The sequence below is a fragment of the Mesorhizobium sp. M4A.F.Ca.ET.050.02.1.1 genome (assembly GCF_003997725.1).
GTDB lineage: Bacteria > Pseudomonadota > Alphaproteobacteria > Rhizobiales > Rhizobiaceae > Mesorhizobium.
This window is the reverse complement of the sequence record NZ_RZSG01000928.1, coordinates 1-2,145: the sequence shown is the minus strand read 5'-3', so window position 1 is coordinate 2,145 and position 2,145 is coordinate 1. Positions and strand designations below refer to the sequence as shown.

The following is a 2,145-nucleotide window of genomic DNA, read 5'->3' as shown; positions in this document are numbered from 1 at the left end:
CGAGAATCCCAGTTATCGAGCAACCGCACCAGATGCCTCGTTTGGTAGAGGACGAAGCGTGTCATTACGCACCGCTGCAGCGGCTACCGCTGCGGCCAGCGTTTTTTCCGATCTAGATAGGCCGCTACCCATAGCGCCCCAACCCCGGATATCGGCCTGCGCGTCTCCGGCGGTTCGCCTGCAGCGGACATCTTAACTGACGGACGGCACGGAAAGGAGAGAGAGGCCGTAAGTACTCACTTCATGCTAGACGTTGCTGGTTCTTAGTGTCGTTGGAATGTTGCTTCTCGCTGACAGATCAAGTTATGTTCTGTTTATTTGGCAGATTCGTCGACTTATCGGGTGGAGGGGTGATTGGTTCAACTTCGCATGGCCGACAAGAATTTACCGGCAGTGTTGAGGGATGTCGTCGACTACAGGAAATCAGGCTTGAGTCTGAATCACGTCGTAGGGTGCCCTCTCGATTGTGGTTATTGCGTGCGCCATCTATTCGACAATTATGACATGAAAAAACCGCACTTAGTTATGTCGGACGACAATGCCGTCGAAACCTTGGTGACCCACTGGGCCTTTCGAGCTAACACAACGCCGCTTCAGATATTCAACAGAGCGACCGATCCCTTCCTGCCCGGCGTCAAAAATCACCTTTTCGCCTGCCTCGAGGCTTTGGATGCAAAGGGGCTTTCGAACCCAATGCTGATAATCACGCGCTGGAATATCGATGCAGACGATGTCACTCGGCTTGAACGCCTATCCAACCTGCGCGTTACAGTGTTGATCACTTGGTCTGGCATCAATGACCAACGCATAGAACCCGTTGACAGCGCCATCGCCGAGAGGTCCCTAGCCATCCTTGCCGATCACAAAGGACGGACTAAATCGGTCCTCTATTGGAGACCGTTGATAGCAGGAGTTAACGATACCGATTGGCATCTGCGCCGCGCAAGTGAGCTTGCCGAAATGGCAGACGCGACCGCCTTCACCGGCCTTTTCTATAGGGAGCAGATCAAGGCCCACTTCGAGGCCGCAGGCGTGCCCGAAATGTATAAAACCATTGCGCGCCGCAAGATCTTGCCGCGAGAATTGGAGCTTAAGGTGATCGCCGCTTTCGGGGCACAACCATTGTTCCGCAAAACTTCATGTGCAGTTGCGTTCGCCCATGGTATCGCAGACTATAATGGCCATTTTGGCATTCGGGAAGTTTGCGACATTTGTCCAGCCCGTCAGCTGGCGATATGCGCGCAACACCATGTGAGGCCGGATCCCGGAACTGTCGCAGCCCTTGCGGCCTCTGTCGGTTTGGGCACCGCCGATATTCGCATCAGCGAACGGAACATCGAAGTTCTCGGTAGCCGAGAGCAGCAGCGGTATTTTATGCAACACGCATTGAACTATCAGGTCCATGATCGGGCGCAGCCTCATCACCACGGCAGACACGGCAGAGCGGAAGTCGGATGGGAATAGAGAACGAGACTTTCTTTGTTATGGACGTAGAAGGGAGCGGCGCTACTCCACCTGAAATCGTTGAGCTAGCGATCACATCAGTCAACGATCTGAAAATCGGAGCGCGGCGGTGGGAGTGGCGCGTGCAACCGAATGGACCAATAGCTGCCGCCGCAACACGCATTCATGGCATTACGCTAGACGACGTCGCAGAGGCGCCTTCGATTGACGATATCGCCGGCGAGATAATGACTTGGACAGATGGACAGAGGATCATTGGGCACAATGTCCGCGTCGAGCTCGAAATCATTTCCAGATCGATCCCAGACTGGAAGCCTTCGATGGCAATCGACACCCTTCGGTTGGCGAAGGCAATTCGTCCGGGGCTGACATCCTACGGGCTTGAGAATCTCAGCCAGGCTCTGAACATTTCGGAAGAAGCGGAGCGACTAACCGGAGGACGCCATCACTCAGCAGCCTTCGATACCGTGGTCACAGCACTTCTGTTCATCGAACTCATCTCCAGCTTGCCAACCGACTCAAGAATGACGGCTTTGATGGATGCCGATATCCTCAACAATCGCCAAGGGGTGCTTCTGTGAAAAAGCCTCCCTTCATGATCGGAATCGCTGGGACACATTCAACGGGCAAATCTACCTTTGTCGGCAGCGTGGCCAAAAAACTCGCAGGTCGCGGTTTGAG

2 protein-coding genes are annotated in these 2,145 nt (G+C 54.4%); both read left to right on the top strand.

The features are described 5' to 3' along the window. Positions 1 to 369 precede the first annotated feature (369 nt). Positions 370 to 1,464, top strand: coding sequence for a radical SAM protein (locus EOA33_RS33255; protein WP_127407550.1), 1,095 nt, complete (start codon positions 370 to 372; stop codon positions 1,462 to 1,464). Beyond that, positions 1,455 to 2,045, top strand: coding sequence for a 3'-5' exonuclease (locus tag EOA33_RS33250; RefSeq protein ID WP_127407549.1), 591 nt, complete (start codon positions 1,455 to 1,457; stop codon positions 2,043 to 2,045). The genes EOA33_RS33255 and EOA33_RS33250 overlap by 10 nt, the downstream gene beginning before the upstream one ends. The last annotated feature ends 100 nt before the right edge of the window (positions 2,046 to 2,145 follow it).

Bases quoted from the DNA above. Each gene is read 5' to 3' on its own strand.
- EOA33_RS33255 (WP_127407550.1), top strand. From the start codon at position 370: ATGGCCGACAAGAATTTACCGGCAGTGTTGAGGGATGTCGTCGACTAC.
- EOA33_RS33250 (WP_127407549.1), top strand. From the start codon at position 1,455: ATGGGAATAGAGAACGAGACTTTCTTTGTTATGGACGTAGAAGGGAGC.